Source organism: Kitasatospora sp. NPDC051702, assembly GCF_040681575.1.
GTDB lineage: Bacteria > Actinomycetota > Actinomycetes > Streptomycetales > Streptomycetaceae > Kitasatospora.
In genome coordinates this window covers 23,730-44,551 of the sequence record NZ_JBFAZB010000040.1, presented here as the reverse complement: position 1 = coordinate 44,551, position 20,822 = coordinate 23,730, and the positions used below count along the sequence as shown (strand labels likewise).

The window sequence follows — 20,822 nt, the reverse complement described above, 5'->3', positions numbered from 1 at the left end:
CGGACAGTGGCGGAGGGGGGTTGACGGACAGTGACGGCGGAACGGGGAAGGCTCCGGCCGCCCGGTGTCAGGAGGTGATGATGCCCGGGTCGGACAGGCCCGGCGCCCCGGTCTCCACGTGCCCGGCCAGCCGGCGCACGAAGTCCGCGGTGGCGCTGGAGGTGACGGTGACGTCGTACCAGTTGCGGCAGCCGCCGAGGTCGACGGTGTGGGCGACGGTGGCGCCCGGGCGGACGGTGACGGTGCGTGGCGTGCCGCCGTAGCCGTTGGTGACGGTGAGGACCGCGTCCGCCGTGCCCGCGTTGGTCAGGGTCAGGTCGAGGTTGCCGGTGGTCGGGTTGTGGCGCGCGGTGACCTCGGGCCCGGCGGTCTTGCCGGGGTTGCGGAAGCGGCGCAGGAAGCCGTTGGGGCCGTGGACGGTCAGGTCGGTGACGCCCTTGGAGTACGTGGTGTTCCAGGCGTCCGCGATCGTCTTGCCCGCCTCCGCGGTGTACGTCCACGGGCCGTCGGTGCGGTTGGCCGAGGTCGTCAGGAACTGGCCGCCGGCCGCGGCGCCGGCACTGAACGTGAGCCGGTACTTGCCCGTGCCGGTGTCGGCCGAACCGTCCACGTAGGGCGCGTACTTGAGCGGGCGGGTGGGCTTGGTGCCGGCCTCCTGCCGCGGCATGGTGCCGGTGGCGGGCGGGGTGGGGACGTAGTCGGGGTGCCGGTTGCGGTCCGGCGGGAGGTAGCGGGCGGTGGACGGCAGCGCCGCCGGCGCCGGGTTCGAGGCGGTGAAGTCGAAGGCGGTGGTCAGATCGCCGCAGATCGCCCGCCGCCAGGGCGAGATGTTGGGCTCGGCCACGCCGAAGCGGCGCTCCATGAAGCGGATGATCGAGGTGTGGTCGAAGGTCTCCGAGCAGGTGTACCCGCCGGTGCTCCACGGCGAGACGACCAGCATCGGGACGCGCTGGCCGAGGCCGTACGGGCCGGCCGCGTTGCCGGCGTTCCCGGCGAAGTAGTCCGCCGTGGTCGACACGGTGGACAGCCCCTGGGAGGCGGAGGAGGGCGGGAACGGCGGCACCACGTGGTCGAAGAAGCCGTCGTTCTCGTCGTAGGTGATGAACAGCGCGGTGCGGGCCCACACGGCGGGGTTGGAGGTCAGCGCGTCCAGGACCTGGGAGACGTACCAGGCGCCGTAGTTCGCGGGCCAGTTGGGGTGCTCGGTGAACGCCTCGGGCGCCGCGATCCAGGAGACCTGCGGCAGCGTGCCGGCCTGGACGTCCCGCTTCAGCTGGTCGAACAGGCCGTCGCCCGCCTTGGCGTTCGTACCGGTGCGGGCCCTGTCGTAGAGCGGGGAACCCGGCTTGGCGTTGCGGTAGTTGGTGAAGTAGAGCAGCGAGTTGTCGCCGTAGTTGCCGCGGTAGGCGTCGCCGATCCAGCCCCAGGAGCCGGCCGCGTCCAGGCCGTCGCCGATGTCCTGGTAGACCTTCCAGGAGATCCCGGCCTTCTCCAGGCGCTCCGGGTAGGTCGTCCAGCCGTAGCCGGCCTCCTGGTTGCCGAGGACCGGGCCGCCGCCGGTGCCGTCGTTGCCGGTGTAGCCCGTCCACATGTAGTAGCGGTTCGGGTCGGTGGAGCCGATGAAGGAGCAGTGGTAGGCGTCGCAGAGGGTGAAGGCGTCGGCGAGCGCGTAGTGGAACGGGATGTCGTCGCGGGTCAGGTAGGCCATCGTGGTGGCCGTCTTGGCGGGGACCCACTGGTCGTACCTGCCGTTGTTGAAGGCCTTGTGGCCGCCGGCCCAGTCGTGGTTGAGGTCCTGGACGAACTGCATGCCGAGGTCGCTGACCTGCGGGCGGAACGGCAGCACCTCCTTCTTGGCGCTGTCCGTCTGGTGCCACACCGACTTGCCGCTCGGCAGGGTGACCGGGCGCGGGTCGCCGAAGCCGCGGACGCCCTTCATCGCGCCGAAGTAGTGGTCGAACGAACGGTTCTCCTGCATCAGCACGACGATGTGGTCGACGTCCTGGATGGTGCCGGTGCTCCCCGCCGGGGCGATGGCGGCGGCACGGGCGATGCTTTCCGAGAGGGAGGAGAAGGCGACGGTCGCGCCGGCCAGTTGGAGGAAACGGCGGCGGTTCAGCTCAGCCATGGGGGACGACTCCGCGGGTCACGAAGGGGTGGAGGACGGGCCCCCCAAGAACAGCGGGTACGGGGTGCCGCCCGGCGGACCGTTCATGACTGCCCGCTGTACGGCAGACGAATGCCTGAAGTTGTACGGACATCTACGGTCGGGGTGCGGGTGGCGGTCCCGCCGCCCGCACCCCGCCGCCCGCTCACCCCCCGCCCCGGCGTCCGTGCCGTCCGGGTCAGGACAGGTAGTCCTCCAGCCCGCCGTCCCGCCGGATGTCCAGGGTCACGCAGTGGAAGCCGCCGCCCAGCACCCGCGAGTGCCGCAGCCGGTGCGGCAGCACCGTGATGCCCGCGTGCTCCAGCAGCTTGATCAGGCTCTCCTGACCCGACTCCACGATCGCCGTGTCCGGGGAGACCATCAGCAGGTTCATGCTGATCCAGCTCTCGCTCAGCGAGTGCTCGGGCGCCTCCCCGGTGGGCTCGGCCGGCGGGCACCACAGGATGTCCCAGTTCCGCAGCGGGGCCGGCACGGTCTCCGGGGTGACCCGCTCCGGGTTGAGCAGCACCAGCCCCGGGCGCAGCAGCGCGATGGTGCTGTCGATGTGGGTGTAGCCGTAGATGTCGCGCAGCGGGTGCAGCCGCAGGCCGCCGTCACCGAGCAGTCCGAGCGTCGACTCCAGCCACTGCAGGCCCAGTTCGTTGCCGCTGCGGGAGACCTGGTAGAACACGTCCCGGCCGAGCCGCAGCACGTTCGCGGCGTCGAAGACCGGCTCGGCCTCACCGAGCAGCGGCAGCCCGTCGGCGTCGTACTCGAACAGCTCGTCCCTGAGCTGCGGGCGGGGGGCGGCCAGCCAGCGGGCGCCGCGGCGCAGGTAGTCCTGGAAGAGGCCGCGCAGTCCGAACACCTCGAAGTAGCGCTGCCGCATCGGGCTGGCCACCTCGATCACCGTCTCGCCGATCACGAGCGTCAGGTCGCGCGGGCAGTAGGAGTGGAAGCCACCGTCGGCCGCCCAGTAGGGGGAGGCGAACGCGGCCGCGTGGTCGATGACTTCGGGCTGGTGGACGGTGACGCCGAGACCGCGCAGGGTGGCCACCAGGGCGTCCAGGTCCTCCTCGGTCTCCTCGACGACCTGCTGTGAGTAGGGGCCGACCTCGATCGAGGCGAGGTCGGCGGCGCTGGTCTTCGGGAAGCAGGACAGCCACGAGGACGGCTCGGACTGCTCGGGCAGCCGGGCGCCGACCGCGCTGCCGACCACCACCTCGCGCAGCGTGCTGAACTCGTCCCAACTGTGGACCGGACGGGCCGAATTGGACATGACTCCCCCTTGACACGGGTTTCGGGAAACGGAACGCGGAAACGGCGGAACGGCGAGCAGCACGAAAGCGGCGAAAGCGGCGGGAACGCGGGAACGCCGGGAACGGCGACGAGCGGCGGGGACCACGGAATGCGGTGCGAAAAAGCGGGATACGGCGGGTACGGAGGAGAACGGCGGGATTCCGCGCCGCCGGTGGACGACGCGACGCGACCACCGGCGGCGCGACGGCGAAGTCGGCCGGGCGCCGCACGTCGCGGGCCGGCCGCGGCGCAGGGAGCCGAACCGGTCGGGCCGGTCGCGGAATCGGTCCGGACCGATCGCCGGAACGCCTCCGGCCGACCACGGCGGAACGGGAAATCGTCGATCGGGCAGCCGAATTCACCGTTCGACGGGCCCGGGATCGACCGTCAAGCTACCGGCCGGGCCGACGGCGGCGCAAGGACGTGATCGCCGCCCCCGCGCCGCCGCGACCGCCCGTCGTTTGATCGGGGCGGTTGTTCAGCTCTCCCCGCCCCGAGGCCGATCAACGCCCGGACGGGGCCCGCCCGGAGCCGGCCCGGGCGGGGCCGGGGTGCGCCGCCGCGGTCACCACCGCCAGGCCCGCCGGATCCGGCTGCCACCCGCCAGCGCCAGCAGCGCTCCACCGGCCGCCGCGAACCCGGCGACCGCGAGGTTCTGGCGCTGCGCCCGGCGCCGGTCGTCGGCCGCCGCCCGCGCCGAGGCCGCCAGGAAGGCGCGTTCCACCCCGGCCGGGGCCAGCTCGCCGGCCGCCATCCGCCGACGGGCCTCCTCCAGGCGCACGCCGCGGTAGAGCAGTTCCGGGTCCCGGTCGGCGGCCGCCCACCCGCGCGCGGCCGCCGTGAGTCTGCGCTGTTCGCCGAGCGCCTCCCGGCCCTCGGCCAGCCATCCGCGCAGCCTGGGCCACGCCTGCGGGAGCGCGTGGTGGGACAGCTCGACGGTGTCCCGGTCGACCACCACGAGCCGTGCGCGGACCAGCCGTTCCAGCACCTCCGGCACTCCGGGGTCGTCGAACTCGGCCCGGCGGACGGGCCGCCTGCTCGTCGTCTCGCCACCGGAGCCGAACCCGCCGGAGACGAACCCGCCGGTGCCGGCGAATCCGCCGCCTGGCGCGAACCCGACCCCTGCTCCTGGCGCGAACCCGCCTCCTGACGCGAATCCGCCGGTGGTGAACCCGCTTCCCGCGGTGAACCCGCCAGCGGGGCCGAACCCACCGCCCGGCACGAACTCGCCGCCGGAGGTGATCCCGCTGCCCAGGGCCGGCCCGCCCGCCGGGAGCAGCCCGTCCACCGGGGCCGGCGCCCCCGTCTGCACCGCTCCGCCGACGGGCGCGGCCTCCACCCCGCTCAGCAGCTCCACCCCCAGCCGCAGGAACACCGCCCGCGCCCGCGTCCGGTCCGCCGCGTCCAGCCCGTTGAACAGGGCCTCCGCCGTCCGGGCCAGCGCGCCCTCGAACCCCCCGGTGGCCTGGAACCCGGCCAGGGTCAGGGCGTTGCCGCTGCGCCGCCGCCAGGTCTCCAGCAGGGCCGCCGACAGCAGCGGGAGCGCACCCGGCTGCTGAGCGGCGGCCGAGATCAGGACGGCCAGCAGCGCGCCCTCGACGGTGCAGCCCGCCCGTAACGCCGGTTCGGTGATCGCCCGGCGCAGCTCGTCCGGTGCCGGACGCCCGACCGCCAGCACCGCGTGCCGACCGGCGCCGGCCAGCCCGGGGTGCTCGGCGAACAGCGCGGCGCTGCGGTCCGAGCGGACCACCAGCACCACCCGGCAGCGCGCCGGCGGCTCGACCGGCAGACCGGTCAGCGCCTCCGACGGGGCGCCCGCGGCCGTCGCCACCAGGGCGTCCAGGAACCGGGCCCGCTCGCGGGGGTCCCGGCACCGGGTGTGCAACTGCTCCCCCTGGTCGACCACCAGCACCGGATCCCCGCCGGACGGCCCGGACCCGCCGCGCGCCGCCTCCCCGACCCGCTGCCCGAGCCGGGCGAGCGCGAGCGCGAACGCCTCCATCGGCCGGTCGCCGGGTGATAGCAGCGCCACCGGCGCCCCGGTACCGGGCACCGGCCGGACCGCCGCCCCGCCCCGGCCGGACGCGGCCGCCTGGCCCGGGGGCCCGCCGGACCCAGGGCCACCGGCGCGGACCGCCCCGGCGCCGGACCCGGCCGGCACCCCGAGCCGGGCCAGCAGGCCGGCCCTGACCAGCGAGGACTTGCCCACGCCGGACGGACCGGTGACGACCACCAGCCGCCGTTCGTCGAGCAGCCCCACCAGGCGGTCGAGCAGCACCTCGCGCCCGAAGAACCGCTCGACGTCGGCCGCCTCGAACGCCGCCGCGCCCGGATAGGGGGCCCGCCCGGCGTCCTGGGCGCGCCGGCGGGCGGCCGTGTCGGCGGCGATCTCGGCGGCGAGCAGCTGCCAGCGGTGCTGCCACTCCCGCACGTCCCCGCCGCAGGCCTGCACGTAGGCGAGGGTGACGGCGAGACTGGGCAGCCGGCGGCCTCCCGCGGCCACCGACAGACTGGCCGCCGAACAGTGCGCCCGAACGGCGAGTTGACGGTACGGCGGGCTCCCGGCCCGCTCCCGCAGAGCTCGCAGATCACCCGCGAACCGCAGCAGCGGTCCGTCCCCAGGGTCCAGTGGACTCTCCCGACGCGGCACTACGGCCCCCTTCTCCGTTGAAGCGGTGTCCTGACCACATTTGCGCGCCCACGCGTCTCACGCGTGTCTCCTGTCCATCCCCCGTGATTCATCATGCACAGGGCGGTTGGCGCCGAACAATGGTGCCTGCGGGTCGGTTGTTCCGAGTTGATGTTCAATGTCCAGCCCTGCGGCGCCGAACAATGGCGGTGGGATAGAACCGGGACCCGCAGCCTTCGCTGACTTCGGAGACATCCATGAAGTTCACGCGGTACTGCCGTTCCCTCCTGTCCACACCCGCGATGGCGGTGGAGCGGTACACCAAGAGCCACCAGTCCGGGGCCGACATCGCCATGGTCGACCTGGAGGATTCGGTCCCACCCACCCGGAAGGAGGAGGCCCGCCGGCTGGCCGAGGAGTTCTTCACCCTCCCGTCCACCAAGCTCGCGCGCAGCGCGGTCCGCATCAACACCCTTTCCGGGCCCGACGGTCTGCGCGACCTGATCGCCATCACCCGGTACCGGGTCAAGCCGGACATCGTGCTGATCCCGATGGTGGAGTCCGCCCGGGACGTCGAGATCGCGGCCGGCGCGCTCGGCGCGGACTGCCCGGACACGGCGTTCCTCGCCGTCGTGGAGACGCCGCTGGGCATCGAGAACGCCACCGCCATCGCGGCCGCCGGGCACCGGCTGCGCGGGCTGGTCTTCGGATCGGCCGACTACGCCTTCGCGGTCGGTGCCAGCCGTTCCTGGGCGGCCCTGGCGCACGCCCGCGCCCGGGTGGTCAACAGTGCCCGAGCCGCCGGGGTGGAGGCGATGGACGCCCCGTTCTTCGCCGTCGCCGACCTGGCCGGGCTGCGGCAGGAGGCCGGGCTGGCCCGGGACTTCGGCTTCAGCGGAAAGATCGCCGTGCACCCGAGCCAGCTCCCGCTGATCAACGAGACCTTCAGCCCCGGCGAGGAACTGCTCGCGCACGCCCGCCGGGTGGTCGCGGCGGGCCTGGAGAACGGCCGCTCGGTCACCGTGGTGGACGGGGTGATGGTCGGCATGCCGTTCTTCGAGGCCTCGCAGCGGCTGATCGAGGAGTTCGACCCGCCCCGGCCGGACGGCCCGCTCCGACCGGACGACTCACCCTGACCGCACGACGCGCCCCGACCGGGCGGCCCGCCCCGACCCCACGACGCGCCCCGACCGGGCAGACGCCCCCGGCCGGGCCCCGCTCACCGCACCATCCGCAGGACCGCGCCGAGCGCGGCCGACACCCGAGCCACCCGAACCACCCGACGGAGAAGTGACGATGACCGAAGAATCGATCCTGGGCCCGCGCCGCTACCGCAACGCCGAGGCCATGCTCGCCACCGCCGACCCGGTCTGGCAGGCGGCCGCCGCCCACGGCCTGATCGGCATCACGGTGGACTCGGAGTCCAACAACCGGCTGATCGTCCGCGAGACCGGCCACGAGTTCGCCAACATGGTCTCCTGCGCCTACCTGGGCCTGAACAACCACCCGACCGTCGCGGCCGGCGCGGTGGACGCGCTCGCCGAGTCCCGCAGCACGTGGCTGGTCACCTCCACCACCCGGATCCGGCACAACCTGCTGGTGCGCCTGGAGGAGGAGCTCGGCGAGCTGTTCGGCGCGCACATCCTGCCCGGCGCGTCCTGCACCTCGCTCACCGCCGGCATCCTGCCGCTGATCGCCTCCGGCCACCTGGACGGCACCTGTCAGGGCGGCGGCGGCCCCCGGGTGATGGTCTTCGACCGCTTCTGCCACTTCTGCATGGCGTACGTGAAGCCGATCTGCGCCGACGAGTCGATGGTGCTGACCTGCCCGCACAACGACCTGAACTACCTCGAGGACATCTGCCGCAAGTACCCACGGGTCGCCTACGTGGCCGACGGCGCCTACTCCATGGGCGGCGCCGCGGCCCTCGACGGCCTGCTCGAACTCCAGGACCGCTACGGGCTTTTCCTCTACATCGACGACTCCCACTCGCTCTCCATCATGGGCGAGCGCGGTGAGGGCTTCGTCCGCTCCCGGCTGGAGATGAACCCGCTCACGGTGATCGTGGCGAGCCTCGGCAAGGGCTTCGGCACCGGCGGCGGCGTCGCGATGCTCGGCAACCGCCAGCAGTTCGAGTTCCTGCACCGGCACGCCGGACCGGTCGGGTGGTCGCAGAACGTCGCGCTGCCGCTGGTCGGCGCCTCACTGGGCGCCGCGTCCATCCACCGCTCTCCCGAACTGGCCGATCTCCAGGCCCGGTTGAACCGCAACATCGACCTCTTCGACGAGCTGCTGCCGACCACCTTCGCGGGCAACGGCCTGCCGGTGCGCCGGGTCGACGTCGGCGACGCCGACCAGGCCGTCAAGCTGTCCGCCCAGCTCTTCGAGCGCGGCTTCTACAGCTCGGCGGTCTTCTTCCCGATCGTGCCCAAGGGCGAGGCCGGCCTGCGCCTGATGATGCGCGCCGACATGGACGAGCGGCTGATCCGCGAGTTCGCCGGCCACGTCAAGGAACTCACCGCCGACCTCTAGAACCCGGGAGACCCACCATGGACGGATCCGAGTTCGCCGGGTACCGGCGGATCGGCGAGCACCGCTACCGCGAGGTGGTCGGGCGCTACTACGAGGAGTTCACGGTCGGCGAGGTGGTCGAGCACCGCCCCGGGCGGACCGTCACCGAGCTGGACAACGTCCTGATGAGCATGCTGAGCATGAACGACGCCCCGCTGCACATCGACGCCGCCTACAGCGAGCACACGCCGTGGAAGCGCCCGATCGTCTCCAGCCTGGTGACGCTCAGCATCGTCGGCGGGATGACCGCCCGCTCCACCAGCGGGCGCACCATCGCCAACCTCGGCTGGGAGAACATCCGCATGACCAACCCGGTGTTCACCGGCGACACCCTCTACGCGGAGACCGAGACCCTCGCCACCCGGCTCTCCGGCAGCCGTCCCGGACAGGGCATCGTCAGCTGCCGCACCACCGGGACGAAGTCGACCGGCGAGGTCGTGGTGGTCTTCGAGCGCAGCTTCCTGGTGCCGCTGCGCGGCCACGGCCTGGACGAGGTCGCCGGGTACTGAGCCCCGCAGGGCGACGGGCCGGGCCTTCCGCTCGCGGTCGGACGCGGTAGGACGCGGTCGGACGCAGAGGCGTCGGGCCCGGCACGGAGCTCCGTGCCGGGCCCGGCCCGCGGCGACCCGGCGGACGCGCCGCCGAGCCCTCAGCCCTCCCGGTGCACGTTTACCAGCACCTTGCCCATCGTCTCCCGCGCGGCCAGCGCCCGGTGCGCCCCGGCGACACCGGTCAGCGGCACCGTGCGGTCGATCCGCGCCACCAGGCGCCCCTGCTCGGCGAGCCCGAACAGCCGCTCGGCGATGCCGGCGAACAGCACCCGGTCCGCCAGGACGTGCTCGAGCCAGAACGCCAGCACCCCCGCCGAGCGGTCCGCCAGCTCGTCCACCGCGAAGCTCTCCTCCGGGCCGCCCCGCGCACCGACGGACAGCACCCGGCCGAACGGCGCCAGCCGGTCGAAGCCGGTGCGCAGCAGCGGCCCGCCGACCAGGTCCACGAACAGGTCCACCCCGCCCGACTCGGCGAGCTGCTCGGGCAGCCCGGGGTCCGCCGGGTCCAGGGCCCGGTCCGCGCCCAGCGAGCGGACGAACTCCCGCTTGGCCGGCGTGGAGGCGAGACCGACGACCCGGCCCGCCCCCAGCTCCTTCGCGAGCTGCACCACCAGGTGCCCGACCCCGCCGGCCGCCGCCGTCACGGCGACGGTCTCGCCCGGGCGCAGCCGGCCCAGCAGGGTCAGCGCGCCGTAGGCCGTCGCGCCCTGTTCCAGCAGGGCCAGCGCCTGCGCGTCCCCGACGGCGTCCGGCACCTCGACGGTGAACGCCTCCTCGACGCGGGCGACGCGGGCGTACCCGCCGCCCTCGCGCAGCAGTGCGGCGACCCGCCGGCCGTCCCGGCGCCGCCGGCCCACCACGTCCGCGCCGAGCACCGCCGGCAGCGGGTACCGCGCGTACTCGCCGGTGCGGCAGTGCAGGTCGGCGTAGTTGAGCCCGGCCAGGGTGACGTCGACCAGCGCCTGACCGGGGCCGGCCACCGGTTCCGGCAGGGTCTCGGTGCGGAACTCCTCGGGCCCGCCGTAGCGGTGGATCACCGCCGCACGCATCCCACCGGGGGCCGCGGGGCGTGCGTCGTGCCCGTCGTGCTCATCGCGCTCGCCGCTCGCGGTGCTCTCGGCGCTCCCTGGGCTCACGGGGCCGTCGGGGCTCACCCGGTCCACGCGGTCCGCCCCGTCCACCCCGTCCACCCCGTCCACCCGGCTCACGCCGCGAACAGCGCGAGCAGCCGCGCCTCGAGGGTGCGGGCGGCCTCCGGGTCCTCGGCGATCACGCAGTACATCACCGAGCCGTCCGCCGGGGAGAAGTCGCAGCTGTACACCACGCCGGTGCCGGTCCGCGCGTCGAAGGCCAGCCCGGCGTCCCCGATCGCGGCCACCGCCCCGGCGAAGGACGGCACCTTCAGGCCCGCCAGCTCCAGCAGGTAGCGCGAGCCGCGGTGCTCCGGGCGCAGCAGGCGGCCGACGTAGGCGTCGTGCAGGTGGCTGGAGCCGGTGAGCCGCCCGTTGGTCTCGTGGAAGTAGATCTCGCCCTTGGGCGTCAGCACGGCGTCCGCGCTGACCGTGCCCCGGTAGCCGATCGTCCGCAGCGACTCGCACAACCGGGCTCCCTGGTCGACCAGTTCGGCCAGCGTCGCGGGGTCCGGGGTGACCGGCGGGGTGATCTCGCCGATCACCACCGGCTGCATCACCATCTCGCCGCAGCCGGCCAGCACCACGGCCTCGTCGTCGAGGTCGAACTGGGCGTACAGCGGCGCGGAGTCGGCGAAGAACCGTTCCACCACGACCCGCTGCCCGCGCCCGCCGGTGAGCCACTCCCAGCGCTGCGCGACGTAGCCGGCCACCGCGGCCCGGTCCGGCAGCGGCACGACCCGCTCCGCGCCCGCCGGGTCGACCCGTTCGTCCCGGCTGAGGATCTCGTTGCCGAAGCCGCCCGCCTGGTACTCGACCTTCACCATCACGCTGTGCCCCTGCGCCAGCAGGCCCTCGACGGCGGCCTCGACCTCGGCCGGCGAGCCGGCGACCGTCCCGGGCGGGATCGGCACCCCGGCGCCGGCGGCCAGCGCCCGGAACCCGGCCTTGCTGTTGACGATGGCGTTGCCGCCCTGCAGGGCGAAGGCCTGCCCCGGCATCGCGTGCGCCGCGCCGAGCGCCGCCGCCAGCTCGGCCACGGCCCCGTTCGGAGAGATCGCCAGCACCCGGTCGAGGGTGCGCCCGTCCAGGGCCCGGCGCAGCTCGGCCCGGAAGTCCGGGTGGGTCAGGCGGTCCGTGGTGAGCACCTGGTCCCCCTGGGCGCCCGGCGGCGGCACCACGAAGGTCAGGCTCCCGGCGCGCACGCCGGTCAGCCCCGTGACGTACGCCAGGTACTCGGGGTCGGGCCCCCAGGGCAGCACCAGCACGTCGCCGTCCTCGGCCCACCAGAGCATCCGCTGGGCCCCGCAACCGGCGAACAGCTGCTCCAGCCGCTCCATCCCGGTGAGGTCGCCGACCATTTCCTCGGTGCGGTTGTTCGCGATGCAGAGCGTCGTCATCTGGTGAACTCTCCCGGGGTTCGGCGCTGTTGCGGCCCTGGTCCGTCGCACGTCACGGGTGGGGCGTGCGCTACAGATGTAGCGCACCGGGGTTGTTCTGGTTCGGCCCTCGGTCATTGAACAAAAACGCCGAACAACCGGGCCGCCCCTCCCCGGGCCGATTCCGGCGCGGGCGTCTGCACGTCGGTCGGGAGGTTGACGATCGCCCCGATCACGTGGGACCACTCATGGCTCGCAGCGGTCGGCGGACCATGACGTCGGTTCGGGCCAGCCGCGGGTTCCATCCGGGAGGACCGCTCAGCGGTGTCTGGAAAGCCACCCGAAGCGCCACCGTCTGCCACCGTCCGGAGCGCGCGGCGTTGGGGGACGAGGCTCCGCTGTCAGGGCTCGCGCTCCGTGCACCAGAGCCAGCCGGGCCGCCTGCTCCGGCCGGCCGAGAGCCGTGTAAGCCGATACCAGGTTGTCGACCACCTGGGCCCGGATGGCGTCGTTGCCGGCCTCCGCGGCGCAGTCGGCGGCCTCGCACAGAATCTCAACTGCCTGATCGTGATGACCAAAGCTCCAAGTGGCACAACCGTACACGTTCAGCGTCGCAGCCAGACCCACCAGATTCCCGTGCTTGCGGAAGTGCTCACTCGCCCGGTGAAGGTAGAGGGGGGCTGCCGGATTGCCCAGAGTGAACATGGCCGAACCGCGACACAGCAGTGCCTCGGCCTCCGAGACCTCGTCCCTCACCACCCGATCGAAACAGTCCGCGGCCTCCGCACTGAACTTCTCTGCTTCCTCATACCGTCCCAACCGCAACAAGACCTCACCGAGGTCCTTCAGAGCGTGGGCCCTATTGGTCATCCCTCCGCCGCCTTCCTCCTTCAACCGGTCCACGGTGTTCCGAAGGATCCGGGCGGCTTCCTCGTACTGGCCCTGATCCGCCAGAATCGCGGCGAGGTGGCTCAGTGCGGCGTTCTCCCGGAATTTCTCGCGCGCCTTGCGGAGCGACTTCACGGCGCGACGTGCCGCGACGGCTGCTTCCTCCAGACGCCCCTCCTGCTGTAAGGCGAGGGCAAGAAGATCGAGTGCGATGCCGGTGGTGTCCACCTCGCCGAGTGACTTCCCGGCCCGAACTGCCCGTTCCAGGAGTTCGGTCCACTGGGGCAGGACTCGACGAAGCCGAAGGTAGCCGCCCAACGCGACCGGCAGGATCAGGGAGAGCCCAGCGTGTCTGTCCGCGTTGGCACGGACGGCCGCGGCCAACAGGTTGAGGTACTCATCGTCCAGCCAGGCAATGCCCCGGTCCGGTGCGCCCAGGAAGCGTGTAAACGGGCCGTCGTTACTGGTCGCGACGGTGTCATTGAGGTTGAGCGCGGCCGCCAGGGCCGTTTCCACGTAGTAGGAGTTCAGCCGGTTCCGCGCCTCGGAGAGTTCTCCAGCGGGAGCGTTGACGGCTCGTTCCTCCGCGAAGAGCCGGACCAGGTCGTGGAAGGCCCAGCGACCCCACCGTGGAGCCTCGATCAGGTGCGCCCGGGCAAGCGACTCGAGCGTCCGGTCAGCTCGCGTGCCCGCCAGTTGCCCGGCCGCCTCAGTGGATATGTCCGGGCCCGGATTGAGCGCCAACAGCCCGAACAGCCGGGCCTGTTCGCGGTCCAAGCGCTGGTACGAGAGGTCGAAGGCGGCCCTGACAGTGCGCTCGTCGCGCGCCAGCGCGTTGAGTCGCTGGTGGGCCTCGGCGAGTTGGGCGGCGAACTCCGCGAGTGGCCTGTCGGAGATATCGGCCAGCAGGGCCGCCGAGATCCAGAGTGCAAGCGGCAGGTAGCCGCACAGGTCGGCGATCCTTTCGGCCGAGGCACGGTCACCGTCCACCCTCCGGTCGACCGGTTTGATCTCCTGCAGGACACGACGGATCAGCTCGACCGCCGAATCCGTGTCGAGTGGCCGCAGGTGCAGACGTGTCCCGCTGAGCACCAGCTTGTGCCGTGAGGTAACCAATGCGCCATGGTAGTCGTCGTTGGGCAGCAGCGGACCGACCTGGTCATCGTCCGAGGCGTCGTCCACCACGACCAGCAGGCGCCGTTCCTGTTCGGCGTAGGCCGCTAGCACCGAGCGGTAGAGCCTGGTCAACTCCTGTTCGCTCTTCGGGTCCTTCGAGATGTGCTCGTCCGGAATGCTCAGCGCATGGAGCAACTGCACCAGCGCCTGGTGGGTCGAAACCCGGTGATGGTCGTCGTAGCCGTGCAGTTCGACGAAGAGCACTCCACCGGAGAACAGGCCCTTGTCCTTCCAGGCCCGCCACGCGGCCTCCACTGCCAACGCGGTCTTGCCTACCCCGGGCATCCCGACGATCGACGTCACCGGAACGCGTTGCAACTCTTGGACGACCTCAGCAAGTTCGTCACTTCGCCCGGAGAACAGCTGGCCACGCCTGGGCAGCCCCTGCAGCGAAGGGGTGATCACACGCGGAAGGGTGATTTTCACTCGCCGACCCTGCACGACCGTACCGAAGAAGATCCCGCCACTGATGTGGTTGTCCATGAGTACTCCCTCCCCGACGCCCACGCTAGGCCAACGGGCAGGCGGTACGTGGCCATTTCGCGAGTACCCCGGCACGGTCGGCGGAGCCCAGGTGCTCCGTCCGTGAGGTCGGGGCTCTCGGATTCACCCCGCTCGACGGCTTCATGGTGCTGCGGCCCGGCGCGGGCGGGTGGTAGCGCTGAGCCGCGCCGCGGCGGGCGACGGCCCGTCCGGCGGATCCTGCCGGACGCGGTGGCCCGCTGCTCCTATCGTCGGGGCGTGACGATCCGTCCGCAGGGTCGCCGGAGAGGAGTGGATCGACGATGTGGCCGCGGGTGAACGGCATGCGTTCGATGGAGCTGGGTACGCCGGACGGGATGCGGGTCGAGCTGAACGCGCTGGTGCTGGAGGGGAGGAAGACGACCACCACCGGGCTGCTGGCGGACTACGCCGCGCAGGCCGAGGACCTGGAGCACCCTGGTGAGCGGCTGGCGCTGCTGGACGTCCGGGGGCGGCCCGTCGCCGTCATCGAGATCACCGGCATCGAGGTGACGTCCTTCGCGGCGGTGGCCTGGGAGCACGCCCGGGCCGAGGGCGAGGGCTTCACCTCGCTGGACGACTGGCGCGCCGGTCACCGCCGCTACTGGGGCCGCCTGGGCAGCGTGGTCGAGGACGACACCGAGGTGGTCTGTCTGGCCTTCCGGCTGGTCGACGGCGACAAATGTTGATTCTTCAACTATGATCAAGGGGCACCGACCAGGCGGTCAGCCGCACCCGAGGAGGAACCATGGAGCAGTCCGTCAACGACAACGCCGCGCAGTCCCGGTTCGAGATCACCGACGACGGCGAGCTCGCCGGCTTCGCCGAGTACCACCGCTCCGGCGACGAGATCGCCTTCATCCACACCGAGATCGACCCCCGCTTCGAGGGCCGCGGACTCGGCAGCCGACTCGCCCGCGCCGCCCTCGACGCCGCCCGCGACCAGCAGCTCGCCGTCCTGCCCTACTGCCCCTTCATCCGCGGGTGGATCACCAAGCACCCCGAGTACGCCGACCTCGTCCCCGCCACCCACCGCGCCCGCTTCGGTCTCTGACCGCCGCCCGGCCCCTGCGCCCGGGGCTCAGGCGGGCGGCAGGGACCTGGCCAGGTCCTCGGCCTCGCGCAACTGCTCGACGCCCAGCCGCCGGAGGTCCCGGAGCAGCAGGGCGGTGTCCCGGACGGCCTCGCCCGGCGCCGGCGCGTCCTCGGGCAGCGGGAGGCCGAGGAGCGCGGCGAGGTCCGCCGCGGGCAGGGCCAGGACGACCGCGAGGTCGGCGACGAGGTCCGGGGTCAACTCGGTCTGGTCGGCGGCGATCCGGCCGTAGACGGTGGCCATCCGGGACCGCCCGGTCAGCAGCTGGACGGCCTTCGCCGTGCCGTTCCAGCCGAGGTTGCGGGTGGCGACCATCCGCATCAGTACGTTCCCCGGCGTGTGCCGGTACGGCACGGAGGCGGGCAGGCCCTCGATCCGTCCGCGCTGCCGGGCGGACGGCAACCCCGCCACGTGGGAACGGAGTTCGGCCCGCGCCTCGGGCGGCAGCGCGAGGGCGAAGCGCATCACGCCGGTGATCGACGTGGTGGCCATGCCGCCGGCCGGGGCGAGGTCCTCCGGCAGCGGGAGGGCGGCGAGCTCGAAGAGGTCGGCGGCGTCCAGGCCGAGCGCGGGCGCGAGCCGGCGCAGCAGCACCGGATCGGGCCCGGCGCCGGCGAGGAGCGCGGCCACCTCGGGCTCGGCGGCCCCGGCCTGCCCGGCCAGGTCGGCGGGCGCCAGACCGCGGTGGTCCAGCAGGCGGGCCAGCAGGGTGGCGAAGCCGGGGAACTCGATCACGGCCGCCAGCATAGGCGCCCCGCCGGCGCCGCCCGGACACGACCGGGGGCGGACCGGGGCGGGTGCCGGCCCCACGGGGCACCACGGCCGCGCCCTCCCGTCCGCGGCACCCCGGCGGTCGGCACCCGGTAGCACGTTCGGGTGGGCCCGGCGCGCCGGGACGGCGACGGGTCGGGAGGATGGGGGGATGGCGCGCAGGAGGTCGGCATGAGCAGCAGGCAGGCACGGGCCACGCTCCTCGCCCGGATCGCGGTGCTCGCGGCGGTCGCGGCCCTGGTCGTGCTCGTCGCGACACCGGCCGGGGGTCTGGTCGTGCTGGCGACCGGCGTGGTGGGGCTGGCCCTGGCGGCGGTGGGCGTGTGGTGGGCGGTCGCGCACCGGCGGGCGCTGCGGATGCTCGGTCTGGTGCTGGCCGTCGCCGCGCCGCTCTGCGTGTTCGCCCTCTACACGGCGCACGGCCTGTGGCTCGACGCCTTCGGCGGGCTGGTGCTGTGGGGCGCCGCGCTGCTCTGCGCGCGGGGCGTGATGCGCGAGGTGCGGCCCGCGCACGGCATGCGGACCCGGGAGAGCCCGCCGCCGGCGCACCCGGTGCTGATCATGAACCCGAAGTCCGGCGGCGGCAAGGTCGGCCGCTTCGACCTGGTGCGGAAGGCGGAGGCGCTCGGTGCACGGGTGGTGCTCCTGGACACCGCGCAGCACCAGGACGTCGCCGCGCTGGCCCGCCGGGCGGTCGCCGACGGGGCGGACCTGCTGGGCGTCGCGGGCGGCGACGGCACCCAGGCGCTGGTGGCCGACGTCGCGGCGGAGCGCGGAGTGCCGTTCATGGTGGTCTCCGCCGGCACCCGCAACCACTTCGCGATGGACCTGCTCCTCGACCGCGACGACCCGTCGACCTGCCTCGACGCGCTGACGGACGGGGTCGAGCTGACGGTGGACCTCGGCCGGGTGGCGGACCGGCCCTTCGTCAACACCGTCTCGTTCGGGGTCTACGCACAGATCGTGCAGAGCCCGGAGTACCGCGACGCCAAGGCGAGCACCGCACTGGGCGCGCTGCCCGACCTGCTGCTCGGCAGCACCGGGCCGCGGCTGGCGGCCGACGCCGGCGGCACCCGGCTGGACAACCCGCAGGCACTGCTGGTGAGCAACAACCCGTACGCGGGCGCGGACCCCCTCGGCGCGGGCCGCCGGCCCCGGCTCGACGGCGGGGCGCTGGGCGTCCTCGGCCTGCGGGTGGACGGCGCCGCCCAGGCCGCGGACCTCGCGCTGCGCGGGGCCCGGTCCCCGGCGGTGAGCCTGCTGACGGCCGGGCGGGTCACCGTCACCGCCGACGCCGCGACCGTCCCGGTGGGCGTCGACGGCGAGGCGGTGGTGCTGCCGACCCCGGTGGTCTGCGAGATCCGCCCCGGCGCCCTGCGCGTACGGGTGCCGCGGCACCGCCCCGGGGCCCCGCCGCCCGCCGCCCCCGCGGACTGGCGGCTGATCCTCCGCCTCGCGCTCGGACGCCGGACGGGGATCCAGGCCGGGGTCTAGACCCCGCGGGCAGGGCGCGCGGGGTCTAGACCCCGCGGGCAGGGCGCGCCGCCTCACGGCGTCACGGCGCGGTACGGCACGAAGCTGCTGGTGTGCTCGTCGACCGCCAGCGGCCGCCCGATGGCGGGCGCGGCGCGCTGCGGGCAGGCCGGGCGTTCGCAGACCTTGCAGCCCAGGCCGATCGGGGTCGCGGCGCTCTCGTCGGTGAGGTCGAGGCCGGTCGAGTAGACCAGCCGGGAGGCGTGCCGGATCTCGCAGCCGAGGCCGATGGCGAAGGTCTTGCCGGGCCGGCCCCAGCCCGCGGGCGAGCGGGTGACGGCCCGGGCCGTCCACAGGTAGCGCCGGCCGTCTGGCATCGCGGCGACCTGGACGTGCACCCGGCCGGGCGCCGCGAAGGCCTCGTAGACGTTCCACAGCGGGCAGGTGCCGCCGGTGCGGGAGAAGTGGAAGGGCGTCGCGGACTGCCGCTTCGAGACGTTCCCGGCCCGGTCGACCCGGACGAAGGAGAACGGCACCCCGCGCAGCCGCGGCCGCTGGAGGGTGCTGAGCCGGTGGCAGACGGTCTCGTAGCCGACCCCGAAGTGGTCGGCGAGGTGCTCGATGTCGTACCGGGCCGACTCCGCCTCCGTGTGAAAGGCGGCGTACGGCAGGACCAGCGCGGCGGCGAAGTAGTTGGCCAGGCCGATCCGGGTGAGCGACCAGGCGGTGGAGGCCTCCGGGCTGTCCTGGGCGGCCAGTTCGGACAGCAGCGGGTCGTGTTCCAGGTAGGCGAGCTGGGTGGCCATCCGGAAGGCCTGCTGGCCGGGGCGCAGCCGGTCCGACAGCCGCAGGATCCGGGCGTCCGGGTCGTACTGGTGGAGCTGCTCGCCGCCGGTGGCGATCCGTACGCCGTGCCCGCCGGCCAGTCGCTCTGCCAGCACCTCCCGCACGCCGCCGCGCCGCAGCCGGATCCCGGCCGCCAACTCCTCCGCGGCGACGTCGAGTTCGTGGACGTAGTTCTGGCGGCGGTAGAAGAACTCGCGGACCTGCTCATGCGGCGTCAGCCCGTCGGGCGCCGGGCCGCGCTCCCCCGCGAGGACGGCGAGCTGCTCGGCGACGGCCCGGCGGCTGCGCCCCAGGTCCGTCAACAGCCGTGCCACGGAGGGCAGTCGGGCGGCCAGTTCGTCGAGGTCCCCGGCGGTGACCCGCCCGGCCGTGAGCTCCTCCCCCAGGGCGTCGCGGAGTTCCGCGGTGAGCCGGGCGCTGTCCGGTGGGGCGAAGTAGCCGACCTCGACGCCGAACGCCTCGGTGAGCCGCAGCAGGACGGGGACGGTGAGCGGGCGGGCGTCGTGCTCCAGCTGGTTGAGGTAGCTGGGCGACAGGTCGATCAGCCGGGCCGTCGCGGCCTGGCTGAGCCCGCGTTCCTCCCGCAGCCGGCGGAGCCGGGCGCCGGCGAAGGCCTTTCCCATGGTGCCGCTCTCCCTCCACGAACCCGCCCGCCGACCGGGTGGGGCGCGGACCGGGTGGGGGCAGCCTAGCCCGGGAGCCTCCGCCCGGGCCTTCGCAGACTTCGCGGATTCGCCGTGGAAGGTTCGCAGAACGTGGCACCCGTCCAGCGGTGACGGCCGCGGCGCGAGCTGCCAGAGTCGGTGGTGCGGCCGGGAGGCGCACAGGACAGCGGTGAACGGCCAGGTCAGCCTGGTTCCCGCCGCTGTCCGGGCGACCACGTCCCGCGGTGTCACACCGCCGCCCGGCACCACCCGGCCGCCCACCCACCCCGTGCGGTGAGGTGCCTCACACCCTTCACAACGAGCACTCTCGGGAGCAGACCATGACGACGTCCGTCCGGCAGCAGCAGGAGCAGCAGGCGGCGGCGCTGACCGCCCGGTGGGCGTCCGACCCGCGGTGGGCCGGCATCGAGCGCACCTACACGGCGGCCGACGTGGTGCGCCTGTCGGGCACCGTCCGCGAGGAGCACACGCTGGCCCGGCGCGGCGCCGAGCGCCTGTGGAAGCAGCTGCACGAGCAGGACTACGTCCACGCGCTCGGCGCGCTGACCGGCGGTCAGGCCGTGCAGATGGTGAAGGCCGGGCTGCAGGCGATCTACCTGTCCGGATGGCAGGTCGCGGCCGACGCCAACCAGGCCGGGCAGACCTACCCCGACCAGAGCCTCTACCCGGCCGACTCGGTGCCGCAGGTGGTGCGCAGGATCAACAACGCGCTGCTGCGCGCCGACGGGATCGACGCCGCCGAGGGCAACGACGGCCCGGACTGGCTGGTGCCGATCGTCGCCGACGCGGAGGCCGGGTTCGGCGGCCCGCTGAACGCCTTCGAGCTCACCAAGGGCATGATCGAGTCCGGCGCCGCCGGCATCCACTACGAGGACCAGCTCGCCTCCGAGAAGAAGTGCGGCCACCTCGGCGGCAAGGTGCTCGTGCCCACCGCCCAGCACGTCCGCACCCTCAACTCGGCCCGGCTGGCCGCGGACATCGCCGACGTGCCCACCGTCATCGTGGCCCGCACCGACGCCCTCGCCGCCAACCTGCTCACCAGCGACGTGGACGAGCGCGACGCCCGCTTCTGCACCGGCGAGCGGACCGCCGAGGGCTTCTACCGGGTCGAGCCCGGCATGGCGCCGGTGATCTCCCGCGGCCTCGCCTTCGCCCCGTACGCGGACCTCATCTGGGTGGAGACCGGCACCCCGGACCTCGCCCAGGCCCGCGAGTTCGCCGAGGCGCTCAAGGCCGAGTACCCGGACAAGATGCTGGCCTACAACTGCTCGCCGTCCTTCAACTGGAAGGCGGCCCTGGACGACGACCAGATCGCCAAGTTCCAGCGGGAGCTGGGCGCGATGGGCTACCGCTTCCAGTTCATCACGCTGGCCGGCTTCCACGCGCTCAACCACTCGATGTTCCAGCTCGCCCGCGGCTACGCCGAACACGGCATGACGGCCTACGTCGACCTGCAGGAGGCCGAGTTCGCGGCCGTGCCGGACGGCTACACCGCGGTCAAGCACCAGCGCGAGGTCGGCACCGGGTACTTCGACCTGGTGTCCACCGCGCTCAACCCGAACGCCGAGACCCTCGCGCTGACCGGCTCCACCGAGGCCGAGCAGTTCCACTGAGCCACCCCGGTGGTCCCGTTGGGGACGGGCCGCCTTCCACCCCCCGCCCGGGGCCTCGTTGAGGGACGAGGCCCCGGGCCCACCTTCCTGG

The 20,822-nt window shown here is 73.5% G+C and carries 15 protein-coding genes; 7 read left to right on the top strand and 8 right to left on the bottom strand.

Annotated features, from left to right (window positions below; all coding sequences use genetic code 11):
• Window positions 1-67 precede the first annotated feature (67 nt).
• The 3 genes from AB0N04_RS28060 to AB0N04_RS28050 form a co-directional block, all read right to left on the bottom strand.
• Window positions 68-2,128, bottom strand: a complete 2,061-nt coding sequence (locus AB0N04_RS28060; protein WP_360217273.1) for a phosphocholine-specific phospholipase C — start codon at window positions 2,126-2,128, stop codon at window positions 68-70.
• 217 nt (window positions 2,129-2,345) lie between these two features.
• Entirely contained in the window at window positions 2,346-3,425 is a 1,080-nt protein-coding gene (locus AB0N04_RS28055; protein ID WP_360217270.1) for an inosamine-phosphate amidinotransferase 1, read from the bottom strand.
• A 585-nt stretch (window positions 3,426-4,010) separates the two neighbouring features.
• Entirely contained in the window at window positions 4,011-5,948 is a 1,938-nt protein-coding gene (locus AB0N04_RS28050) for a hypothetical protein (protein WP_360217268.1), read from the bottom strand.
• A gap of 383 nt (window positions 5,949-6,331) precedes the next feature.
• Here AB0N04_RS28050 and AB0N04_RS28045 point away from each other — a divergent pair, with 383 nt between their 5' ends.
• The 3 genes from AB0N04_RS28045 to AB0N04_RS28035 all read left to right on the top strand — a co-directional run bounded on the left by AB0N04_RS28045 (window position 6,332) and on the right by AB0N04_RS28035 (window position 9,154).
• Window positions 6,332-7,210, top strand: a complete 879-nt coding sequence (locus AB0N04_RS28045; RefSeq protein WP_360217265.1) for a CoA ester lyase — start codon at window positions 6,332-6,334, stop codon at window positions 7,208-7,210.
• A gap of 160 nt (window positions 7,211-7,370) precedes the next feature.
• A complete protein-coding gene (locus AB0N04_RS28040; protein WP_360217262.1) occupies window positions 7,371-8,606 on the top strand; it encodes an aminotransferase class I/II-fold pyridoxal phosphate-dependent enzyme in 1,236 nt (411 codons plus the stop codon).
• Between the two features lie 17 nt (window positions 8,607-8,623).
• Complete coding sequence (locus tag AB0N04_RS28035) at window positions 8,624-9,154, top strand: MaoC family dehydratase (protein WP_360217259.1); 531 nt, start codon at window positions 8,624-8,626, stop codon at window positions 9,152-9,154.
• Between the two features lie 140 nt (window positions 9,155-9,294).
• On the opposite strand, the gene AB0N04_RS28030 is transcribed toward AB0N04_RS28035, so the two are convergent.
• The 3 genes from AB0N04_RS28030 to AB0N04_RS28020 all read right to left on the bottom strand — a co-directional run bounded on the left by AB0N04_RS28030 (window position 9,295) and on the right by AB0N04_RS28020 (window position 14,252).
• Window positions 9,295-10,404: a zinc-binding dehydrogenase gene (locus tag AB0N04_RS28030; RefSeq protein WP_360217256.1), complete on the bottom strand. Its 1,110-nt coding sequence runs from the start codon at window positions 10,402-10,404 to the stop codon at window positions 9,295-9,297.
• Window positions 10,401-11,726: a peptide ligase PGM1-related protein gene (locus tag AB0N04_RS28025; RefSeq protein WP_360217253.1), complete on the bottom strand. Its 1,326-nt coding sequence runs from the start codon at window positions 11,724-11,726 to the stop codon at window positions 10,401-10,403. Before AB0N04_RS28025 ends, AB0N04_RS28030 begins: the two co-directional genes overlap by 4 nt.
• A 297-nt stretch (window positions 11,727-12,023) precedes the next feature.
• Window positions 12,024-14,252, bottom strand: coding sequence for a tetratricopeptide repeat protein (locus AB0N04_RS28020; protein ID WP_360217250.1), 2,229 nt, complete (start codon window positions 14,250-14,252; stop codon window positions 12,024-12,026).
• Window positions 14,253-14,575: 323 nt separating this feature from the next.
• Here AB0N04_RS28020 and AB0N04_RS28015 point away from each other — a divergent pair, with 323 nt between their 5' ends.
• Window positions 14,576-14,959: an ASCH domain-containing protein gene (locus AB0N04_RS28015; RefSeq protein ID WP_360217247.1), complete on the top strand. Its 384-nt coding sequence runs from the start codon at window positions 14,576-14,578 to the stop codon at window positions 14,957-14,959.
• A 59-nt stretch (window positions 14,960-15,018) separates the two neighbouring features.
• The gene (locus AB0N04_RS28010; RefSeq protein WP_360217245.1) at window positions 15,019-15,324 is read left to right on the top strand and encodes a GNAT family N-acetyltransferase; all 306 of its coding nucleotides are present in this window, start codon (window positions 15,019-15,021) and stop codon (window positions 15,322-15,324) included.
• Between the two features lie 27 nt (window positions 15,325-15,351).
• On the opposite strand, the gene AB0N04_RS28005 is transcribed toward AB0N04_RS28010, so the two are convergent.
• Window positions 15,352-16,098: a hypothetical protein gene (locus AB0N04_RS28005; RefSeq protein WP_360217242.1), complete on the bottom strand. Its 747-nt coding sequence runs from the start codon at window positions 16,096-16,098 to the stop codon at window positions 15,352-15,354.
• 207 nt (window positions 16,099-16,305) lie between these two features.
• Between AB0N04_RS28005 and AB0N04_RS28000 the strand changes: the two genes are divergently transcribed.
• The gene (locus tag AB0N04_RS28000; RefSeq protein WP_360217239.1) at window positions 16,306-17,628 is read left to right on the top strand and encodes a diacylglycerol kinase family protein; all 1,323 of its coding nucleotides are present in this window, start codon (window positions 16,306-16,308) and stop codon (window positions 17,626-17,628) included.
• 53 nt (window positions 17,629-17,681) lie between these two features.
• Here AB0N04_RS28000 and AB0N04_RS27995 read toward each other — a convergent pair whose 3' ends face one another.
• Window positions 17,682-19,076 carry a short-chain fatty acyl-CoA regulator family protein gene (locus tag AB0N04_RS27995; RefSeq protein ID WP_360217236.1) on the bottom strand — a complete coding sequence of 465 codons (1,395 nt, stop codon included), beginning with the start codon at window positions 19,074-19,076 and terminating at the stop codon, window positions 17,682-17,684.
• Window positions 19,077-19,438: 362 nt separating this feature from the next.
• Here AB0N04_RS27995 and aceA point away from each other — a divergent pair, with 362 nt between their 5' ends.
• Window positions 19,439-20,731: an isocitrate lyase gene (aceA, locus tag AB0N04_RS27990; RefSeq protein ID WP_360217233.1), complete on the top strand. Its 1,293-nt coding sequence runs from the start codon at window positions 19,439-19,441 to the stop codon at window positions 20,729-20,731.
• Window positions 20,732-20,822: the final 91 nt, after the last annotated feature.